Genomic DNA, 8,429 nt, shown 5'->3' with positions numbered 1-8,429 from the left:
CCGGAAAGGGCCTCTTCAAAGGAGCTCAGCAGCTGACCTAGAACATGCTCGAAATTGTCTGCAATCCGAGTACGGCATCGAGAGAAAGCGCCACACAGACGATAGACAAGTAGTTGTTCGACATGAAGAACAGCTTCATCGGCTTGATCTTGCCACCGGTCTTAACGTGGCGGTGCAGGTCAATGGCGCCCCACAGGAACCAGGCACCAGCGCCAACGGCGCCAATCAGATAGATCCAACCAGCGTACGGAACCAACAGCAGAGTGGTGATCACGGTCGCGGCGGTGTAGTAAATAATGCGCTTGGAAACGACGATTGCCGGCTTGACCACTGGCATCATCGGCACGCCAGCGGCCTTGTAGTCCTCCTTGTAGCGCAGGCCCAATGCCCAGGTGTGCGGCGGAGTCCAGAAGAAGATAAGCAGGAACAGGATGAATGCCTGCCACCAGTGAGCCAGCCCCGTAATCTCCGGGTTGTTGTCAGTGATTACGGCCCAGCCGACCATCACCGGCATACACCCCGCAGCGCCACCCCAAATCACGTTCTGATCAGTACGGCGCTTCAGCCACAACGTGTAGACGAAGATGTAGAAGGCAATCGTAATCAGAATGAAAACGGCGGCCAGCAGCGAGTTACACAGCAACCACAGCCATAGGAACGACGCAATCATCAAGACAGTGCCGAAAATCGCTGCCGCTCGACGGCTAACCTGGTTGCGCGCGAGCGGGCGACGGCGAGTACGGCGCATCTTCTGGTCAATGTCGTAATCCATGACCATGTTGAAGGTGTGCGCAGCCGCTGCACCCAGCCAACCACCGAACAAGGTGAGAAGAATCAGTCCAACGTGAACATGACCGCGATCAGCCTGAAGCATTGCGGGAATGGCCGCGACGAGCAGGAGCTCGATAATTCTTGGCTTAGTCAGTGCAATATACGCCTTGACTGTTTCCAACAAAGCAATGTCCCTTTCACGCGCCATAAACAAACCCCCCGTTTACAGATAGTCGGATGTAACGGTCGGAAAGTTCCCGACGAGTTTTTCCGCAAAATTAAATGAGGGGCAGGCAATCAGTTTACCGGTAATCATAACGGTTCCAATAATGACCGTCGTAAAGCATGTGCGGCGCGCCCTCTGAGACTTATCTCTCAGCTATTCGGCCCGGTTTGAACCCGGAGCGCGCAATCCTAGTTAGTATGGAGGAGAATTTTACTAATCCATTTGGATACTAGGAGTCATTCACGTGACACTGTCGACTGAGCATGAAGCACGGGTTGTGCGCAACTACCCCTCGGACTGGTCTGACTTGGATACGAAGGCCGTTGATACGGCCCGTGTGCTGGCCGCAGACGCCGTTGAAAAGGCAGGTTCGGGGCACCCCGGCACTGCGATGAGCCTCGCACCGCTGGCTTACTCTCTTTACCAGCGCGTTATGCGCCATGACCCGAAGGATACGAAGTGGATCGGCCGTGACCGTTTCATTCTCTCCTGTGGTCACACCTCTCTGACGCAGTACGTCCAGCTGTACCTCGGCGGTTTTGGCCTGGAGCTCGATGACCTGAAGGCGCTGCGTACGTGGGACGCTCTCACCCCGGGTCACCCGGAGTACGGCCACACTGACGGCGTGGAAATCACCACTGGCCCGCTGGGTCAGGGGCTGGCGTCGGCTGTCGGTTTTGCCATGGCTTCGCGACGGGAACGTGGGCTGTTCGACCCGGAAGCTGCTCCGGGTGAGTCTCCGTTCGATCACTACGTGTACGTCATCGCTTCTGATGGTGACGTTCAGGAGGGTGTCACTGCCGAGGCCGGCTCGCTGGCCGGCACTCAGCAGCTGGGCAACCTGATTGTCTTCTGGGATGACAACGGCATCTCCATCGAGGACGACACCACCATTGCTTTCACCGAGAATGTCGCGGACCGCTACCGTGCTTACGGCTGGCAGGTCATTGAGGTCGACGGCGGCGAGGACGTCGCAGCACTCGAGGCTGCTGTCGAGGAGGCCAAGAAGGATACGGAGCGTCCGACCTTCATTCGCGTTCGTACTGTGATCGCTTACCCGGCTCCGACGAAGATGAACACCGGCGCATCGCACGGTGCTGCTCTTGGTGGCGAGGAGATTGTCGGCATCAAGGAAGCTCTCGGCTTCGATACCGACAAGAGCTTTGACGTCGCTGACGAGGTCATTGAGCACACTCGCAAGCTAGTTGAGCGCGGTGCTGAGGCTCATGCACAGTGGCAGGTCAAGTTCGACGAGTGGGCTGCGGCTAACCCGGAGCGCAAGGCTCTGCTGGACCGTCTGACCGCTGGCGAGCTGCCGGAGGGCTTCGACGCTGAGCTGCCGACTTGGGAGCCGGACGAGAAGGGCGTTGCTACCCGCAAGGCCTCTGAGGCCGCGCTGCAGGCACTGGGCAAGACCCTGCCGGAGCTGTGGGGTGGCTCGGCTGACCTGGCTGGCTCCAACAACACCGTCCTGAAGGGTGAGCCGTCCTTCGGCCCGAAGTCCATCACCACCGGTACCTGGACCACCGACCCGTACGGCCGCAATCTGCACTTCGGTATCCGTGAGCACGCCATGGGCTCGATCCTCAACGGCATTCTGCTCCACGGTGGCACCCGTCCGTACGGCGGCACCTTCCTTATCTTCTCGGACTACATGCGTCCGGCTGTCCGCCTAGCATCGCTGATGGGCATCTCCCCTATTTACGTCTGGACTCACGACTCCATTGGTCTGGGCGAAGACGGTCCGACGCACCAGCCTGTTGAACAGCTGGCTTCGCTGCGCGCTATCCCGGGCGTGTCCACTGTCCGCCCGGCTGACGCTAACGAGACTGCTCAGGCTTGGGCCGCTGTTCTTCAGGGCGAGGCAGGCCCGAAGGCTCTGGCCCTGACCCGCCAGAACGTTCCGGTCTTGGAAGGTACCAAGGAGAAGGCTGCTGAGGGCGTCCGTCGTGGTGCGTACGTGCTTGTCGACGGTGCCAAGGAGACCCCGGACGTCATCCTGATGGCTACCGGTTCGGAAGTTCACCTCGCTGTCGAAGCTGCTGACAAGCTGGCTGAGGAAGGCGTCAGCGCCCGCGTGGTCTCCGTTCCGTGTCTTGACTGGTTCGAGCAGCAGGACGATGCCTACCGCGAGCAGGTTCTGCCGAAGTCCGTCCGCGCTCGTGTCTCGGTTGAGGCCGGTATTGCAATGCCGTGGTACCGCCACCTGGGTGATGCTGGTCGCGCTGTCTCCCTGGAGCACTTCGGTGCATCGGCTCCGTACAAGGAGCTGTTCGAGAAGTTCGGCATCACAGCAGAGGCTGTTGTCGATGCCGCCAAGGAGTCCATCGAGGCTGCTAAGTAAGTTTGTTAAAACCTGGCGCTATCGGCCGTTGTCGGGACGGGATTTGTGAAAACCGTACCGCGCTCCGGTAGCGCCAGTATTGTTTGTGACGCACAGTAGTTTAAGGACATACAACTTTTAGCGAAGTCTTTAGGCAACGAAGCGGTATTGACAGAAAGGCGTTAAACACTATGGGAAACACCACGATGGAAGCGCTCGCCAAGGTAGGGACTTCGGCGTGGCTCGACGATCTTTCGCGCCAGCGCCTCACCTCGGGCGATTTGAAAAATCTTATTGAAGAGCTTCGGGTTGTCGGTGTCACTACTAACCCGGCAATCTTCTCTTCGGCGATGACCGCCGGTGAGGATTACGACTCTCAGCTGGCGCAGCTCACTGCAGAGGGTGCGAACCCGGCAGATGCTGTGTTCGCGATGGCAATCGACGACGTCCGCGATGCCTGTGACCTTTTCGCTGGTGTATCCGAAGAAACCGACGGTGTCGATGGCCGTGTCTCCATCGAGGTCGATCCTCGCTACGCCGACAACTACGAGGCCACGATTGCGCAGGCCCGTAAGCTCTGGGAGCGCGTCGGCAAGCAGAACGCGATGATTAAGATTCCGGCGACCGATGCTTCCCTGCCGGCTGTCACCCAGGCTCTGTCCGAGGGAATCTCGGTAAACGTCACCCTGATTTTCTCGGTGGAGCGCTACCTGCAGGTCATTGATGCGTTCATCGAGGGCATTGAGCGTGCGAAGGACAACGGCGTAGACCTGGCTTCGGTTCACTCTGTTGCGTCGCTGTTTGTTTCCCGCGTTGACACCGAAATCGATGCTCGCCTGGACAAGATCGGCTCCGAGGAGGCCGTGGCTCTGCGCAGCAAGGGTGGTCTGGCCAATGCCCGTGCAGCTTACGCCACGTTCGAGGAGACTTTCTCGGCGCAGAATATTCGCTGGGCACAGCTGGAAAACGCCGGTGCTAAGCCGCAGCGCCTGCTGTGGGCTTCGACCGGTGTGAAGAACCCGGCTTACCCGGACACCCTCTACGTCACTGAGCTGGCTGCACCGCAGACTGTGAATACCATGCCGGAGAAGACGCTGCGTGCTGCCGCGGGCTTCGAGGGCGAGGTTCGCGACGCCGTCAGCGGCCAGGGTGACGCAGCCAATGCCGTTATGACTCAGCTCAGCGAGATTGGCATCGACCTCGATGACGTCTTCGCTGTCCTGGAGCGCGAGGGCGTGGAGAAGTTCGTGGACTCCTGGCAGTCCTTGCTCGAGTCGATTGCACAGCGCATGGAGCAGCTGAAGTAAGCCTGCTGATTATCTAGGTGCCTGTTGGTAGTGGCTGCGTTTCTGGCTGGCGCCAGCAGGTCGCCTGGCGATCCGAGTTACTGACTGCGGTTATGTCAAAAACGGCCCGAAAAATAGCCTGAAGGTGTCATAAACTTGCACAGTTTCACATCTGCAGCCCGTAACTTTTGGGGTTGTCAGTTTCGGTTCGCCTGTTGTGTTACTTAACCCGCATGTTCAACGTTGGACATGAAAAAGCTCCCCTGCGCGGGGAGCTTTTCTATTGGTGCTAGGACGTGGCGAAGGTGGGACGCACAGAGGGCAGTGGGCGTTTGTCTTCCTTTAAAGCCCAGGCCATCACGAACGCAGAGATTACGGTGATGATTGAGGCAAAGATCGGCACAGCCGGCCAGGGGGCGCCCGGTACGGAGTCGGTCACGTCCAGCAGATAGCTAAAGAGGAAGAGCGTGACCAGGGCCAGGCCAATGGTGATCGATCCTGCACGAGTGCCCTTCGCGCCGGCGACGGTGCCGACTGCGGTGCTCGCCACGGTAGCCATGAGGAAGCTCAAAAAGACGCACAGCGCGGTGAGCAGAACTGTGGTGTAGTTCTGCCCGGAATCCTCAATCATGTACAGCTCCCCGTTAGTGTCCGGAAACAGGGCCGGTCCGGAGGTGACAATGAAGCTATCGAATCCGCGGTAGTAACCGGACTTGTTCTGTTCGATGACCATCGCCGTGACGATGAAGGCGGTAGCCACCAACGATGTGCCCAAGATTGCGATGATTGCGGAGCGTACCCAGCGGGCGGTGCTCACGCCGTAGTCACGCAGGGTGACCGAACGCCGGGCTGTGATGAGGAAGAGGATGCCCAGCGCGATAATGCCAAGCAAGGTGTTGCCGGTTCCGCTGCCCACGAGCATGCGCCCGAAGGCCGAGTACAGGATGGCCACGGCGGCAACACCGAGGAAGGTTTTCTTGTTGGTCGCGATGAAAGCTCCGGTGCTCATTTCTTGCTCCGTTCGATGTAGGAGGAGGTGCTTGCGAGGTCGATGAGGGCCGCGGGGTCGAGGTAGCTCACCTCAACGCCGAGGGCGCGGGCATGCGCAGCGGCAGACGAACTGAGCTCTGTAGCCAGGATTGCCTCGCAGCGCTCGCCGAGGGTTTTCTTAGCGAGCACTGGGCCGGCCACCTGCGCCACGAGATCCGTAGGGCCTCGCAGCACCGGATGGCTAGCGCGCAGCTTATCGACGTCATAGGGCCCGTACGCATCCTGCTTGTGGATGACAATCAAGGTGTCGACTAGGCCGGCTAGATCCTGGGAGTGCTGCGAGGTGACCACAATGTTGGCCGATTCGGCCGAGTCGATAAGCATGCCGCGCAATGTGGCGCGGTGCTCGACATCGAGGCCGTTGAAGGGCTCGTCGAAAAGCAATGCTTCCTTGCCCGATGCCAGGGTGGCAGCGGCGATGAGCAGCTGGCGCTGGCCCAGGCTGAGCTTTTTGATAGGGGTGTCAGCGGGGAAATCGAGGAGGGACTCCGCGTGGGGCACATCGAGCTGATCCCAGCCGGTGCGCAGGATCTGGAGATATTCGCGCGGGGTGGCACCGAAGACCTGGGTGTCGGGTGCAGCCTTCGCCAGGGCCGCCGTAGGCATCTGCGCGAGGGTACGCAGGTAGTAAGTCTTGCCGGCGCCGTTGGGGCCAATCACGCCGTAGATGCTCATTTCTCCTCCTCCAGCATGGCGATGATGTCGTGGAGCGTGAGGCCGAGAATGCCGGCCTCCGCTTTTAACGGCTCGATGTAGGTGCGCTGGAACGCTTCACGACGCTCAGCGCGAATGCGCTCACGGGCATCTGGAGTGACAAACATGCCGAGTCCTCTTTTCTTCTCTACAAGCCCCACCATCGACAGTTCCGTCATGGCCTTGGCGGCCGTGGTTGGGTTGACCTGATAAAACTCCGAGAGCTCCTTGGTTGAAGGGGCACGATCCTCAGCCGAGAGCTCCCCGGACAAAATCATTGATTTCAGATCCTCGGCGATCTGGACGTAGATGGGCCGAGGGTCCGCCTCCTTCGCCTGCATATCCACCTCCGTGGTTTATGGGTATACCACCTAGGTCATAAACCTAAGGCAGAAGAAAGGGACCCGTCAAGGCCCCATCGGAGGAATCGGAAACGATTCCACCGGACTTTTCTCGATATGACATTATGTAAACCGTGAGTGATTCTCTGCAACGCAACGATTCGAACTCCCCTACTGCCAGCTCTCCGCACAACGGAGACGACAGCACCAACCACGACGGATACATCAACCCGCTGCGCGACCCGCAGGATAAACGCTTGCCGCGTATTGCGGGCCCGGGCGGCATGGTGATTTTCGGAGTGACGGGCGATCTGGCCCGAAAGAAGCTTCTGCCTGCCATTTACGATCTGGCCAACCGCGGTCTGCTGCCTGCCTCCTTCGCGTTAGTTGGCTACGGTCGTCGCGAATGGTCGAAACAGGACTTTGAGGATTATGTGCGCACCGCAGTGGAACAGGGCGCCCGCACAGACTTCCGTGAGAGTGTCTGGCAGCGCCTGGCTGAGGGCATTCACTTTGTCACCGGTACCTTCACCGATGACGAGGCCTTCGATCGCCTGGCCGCACAACTTGAGGAGCTCGATCGCTCCCGCGGCACCGCTGGCAACTGGGCCTACTACCTGTCCATTCCGCCAGCTAACTTCCCCGATGTCTGTCATCAGCTCGATCGTTCGGGGCTGGCGCAGTCGGGCGAGGATTATTGGCGTCGCGTGATTATTGAGAAGCCATTCGGACACGACCTAGCCTCCGCTCAGGAACTCAACCGGATTGTGAACTCGGTCTTCCCAGAAGACGCTGTGTTCCGCATCGACCACTACCTGGGCAAGGAAACCGTCCAGAACATTCTGGCCATGCGTTTTGCCAACCAGTTGTTCGATCCGATGTGGAATTCTCACTACATTGACCACGTCCAGATCACCATGGCCGAGGACATTGGTTTGGGCGGTCGCGCTGGCTACTACGACGGTATTGGTGCAGCTCGTGACGTGATTCAGAACCACCTACTCCAGCTCCTGGCGCTGGTGGCAATGGAAGAGCCCATCGCCTTTACCCCGGAAGAGCTGCAAGCGGAAAAGATCAAGGTTCTGCGTGCCGTCGAGCCAGTGCGTCCGTTTTCGAAATACACCGCGCGTGGCCAGTACACGGCGGATTGGCAGGGCAGCAACTTCGTGCCGGGGCTGCGCGATGAGGATGGCTTCGACCCCGAATCCACGACCGAGACCTACGCCGCCTGTACGCTGCAGATCAACTCCCGTCGCTGGGCCGGTGTCCCCTTCTACCTGCGCACCGGCAAGCGCCTCGGCCGCCGCGTCACTGAAATTGCGCTGGTCTTTAAGTCCGCACCTCACCTGCCCTTCGCAGAGACAATGACTGCCGCTCTCGGCCAGAACGCAATGGTCATCCGTGTTCAGCCAGACGAGGGCGTGCTCATGCGCTTCGGCTCGAAGGTCCCGGGCTCGGCCATGGAGGTGCGCGATGTCAACATGGACTTCTCCTACTCCGAGGTGTTTACCGAGCAGTCGCCAGAGGCCTACGAGCGCCTGATTCTGGATGCACTTCTCGACGAGGCCAGCCTCTTCCCCACCAACGAGGAAGTCGAGCTGTCCTGGAAGATTCTTGACCCCATCATCGAGTACTGGGCCAAGCGCGGTCGTCCCGAGGGCTACCCCGCAGGTTCGTGGGGGCCTTCCTCCGCCGACCACATGCTCGAGCGCGACGGTCGCGCTTGGCGACGGCCATAG

7 protein-coding genes are annotated in these 8,429 nt (G+C 59.6%); 3 read left to right on the top strand and 4 right to left on the bottom strand.

From position 1 onward, the window contains the following. Positions 1 to 37: 37 nt before the first annotated feature. On the bottom strand, positions 38 to 952 hold the full coding sequence (locus CRD20_RS10955; RefSeq protein WP_172954651.1) for a heme o synthase: 915 nt from the start codon (positions 950 to 952) through the stop codon (positions 38 to 40). Between the two features lie 289 nt (positions 953 to 1,241). Between CRD20_RS10955 and tkt the strand changes: the two genes are divergently transcribed. Continuing rightward, entirely contained in the window at positions 1,242 to 3,341 is a 2,100-nt protein-coding gene (gene tkt / locus CRD20_RS10950; protein WP_070653084.1) for a transketolase, read from the top strand. Between the two features lie 170 nt (positions 3,342 to 3,511). Then, a complete protein-coding gene (gene tal, locus CRD20_RS10945; RefSeq protein WP_187405398.1) occupies positions 3,512 to 4,627 on the top strand; it encodes a transaldolase in 1,116 nt (371 codons plus the stop codon). Positions 4,628 to 4,895: 268 nt separating this feature from the next. On the opposite strand, the gene CRD20_RS10940 is transcribed toward tal, so the two are convergent. The 3 genes from CRD20_RS10940 to CRD20_RS10930 are packed head-to-tail and all read right to left on the bottom strand — an operon-like array spanning position 4,896 to position 6,690. Next, positions 4,896 to 5,615: a hypothetical protein gene (locus CRD20_RS10940; protein ID WP_187405397.1), complete on the bottom strand. Its 720-nt coding sequence runs from the start codon at positions 5,613 to 5,615 to the stop codon at positions 4,896 to 4,898. Beyond that, on the bottom strand, positions 5,612 to 6,331 hold the full coding sequence (locus CRD20_RS10935; RefSeq protein ID WP_187405396.1) for a hypothetical protein: 720 nt from the start codon (positions 6,329 to 6,331) through the stop codon (positions 5,612 to 5,614). The genes CRD20_RS10940 and CRD20_RS10935 overlap by 4 nt, the downstream gene beginning before the upstream one ends. Further along, entirely contained in the window at positions 6,328 to 6,690 is a 363-nt protein-coding gene (locus tag CRD20_RS10930) for a GntR family transcriptional regulator (RefSeq protein ID WP_016422738.1), read from the bottom strand. Before CRD20_RS10930 ends, CRD20_RS10935 begins: the two co-directional genes overlap by 4 nt. A gap of 134 nt (positions 6,691 to 6,824) precedes the next feature. Between CRD20_RS10930 and zwf the strand changes: the two genes are divergently transcribed. Continuing rightward, positions 6,825 to 8,429, top strand: coding sequence for a glucose-6-phosphate dehydrogenase (gene zwf / locus CRD20_RS10925; protein WP_070547093.1), 1,605 nt, complete (start codon positions 6,825 to 6,827; stop codon positions 8,427 to 8,429).

It is taken from the genome of Corynebacterium sp. LK33 (assembly GCF_014334955.1).
Classification (GTDB): domain Bacteria; phylum Actinomycetota; class Actinomycetes; order Mycobacteriales; family Mycobacteriaceae; genus Corynebacterium; species Corynebacterium jeikeium_D.
This window is presented reverse-complemented; position numbering and strand designations above follow the sequence as displayed.

Excerpts from the sequence above, each read along its gene's own strand:
- CRD20_RS10935 (WP_187405396.1), bottom strand. The coding sequence starts at position 6,331 with ATGAGCATCTACGGCGTGATTGGCCCCAACGGCGCCGGCAAGACTTAC.
- CRD20_RS10940 (WP_187405397.1), bottom strand. The coding sequence starts at position 5,615 with ATGAGCACCGGAGCTTTCATCGCGACCAACAAGAAAACCTTCCTCGGT.
- CRD20_RS10930 (WP_016422738.1), bottom strand. The coding sequence starts at position 6,690 with ATGCAGGCGAAGGAGGCGGACCCTCGGCCCATCTACGTCCAGATCGCC.
- tal (WP_187405398.1), top strand. The coding sequence starts at position 3,512 with ATGGGAAACACCACGATGGAAGCGCTCGCCAAGGTAGGGACTTCGGCG.